Raw genomic sequence first — 369 nt, forward strand, 5'->3', positions numbered from 1 at the left:
CATGAATTTTCATGCGCATCAGGATGGTGAGTCTAATATTATTCAAGGTGTAAACTTTCTTGGTGGATTTTTTGTGGCCGATGGAAATAACAACAATGACAATAATTTTGATTTTTATGCCGATCAGGAAGGGGAATTTAATGAAATAATAGGTAATAATGCCATTTTAGGGAACAGAAATGATGATAATGTGCTGAGAATTCGGGCTTATCAAGATGGGAACTCCAATGTTTTGAATTTTACTAACCTGATTGCTGGTAATAACAATGACGATAATCATCAGGGAGCCTGGATTAACATTAATGGGGATTTAAACGATATAGGAGATCCCGATTTTGATGATTTTAATTTGGGAAATAATATAATCAT

At 33.6% G+C, this 369-nt stretch carries 1 protein-coding gene; it reads left to right on the forward strand.

Going from position 1 to position 369, the window contains the following annotated elements; all coding sequences use genetic code 11:
* A partial coding sequence (locus E1171_RS23125) for a hypothetical protein (RefSeq protein WP_187696091.1) occupies window positions 1-369 on the forward strand: 369 nt, incomplete at both ends.

The organism is Xanthovirga aplysinae (genome assembly GCF_009711365.1).
Lineage (GTDB): Bacteria > Bacteroidota > Bacteroidia > Cytophagales > Cyclobacteriaceae > Xanthovirga > Xanthovirga aplysinae.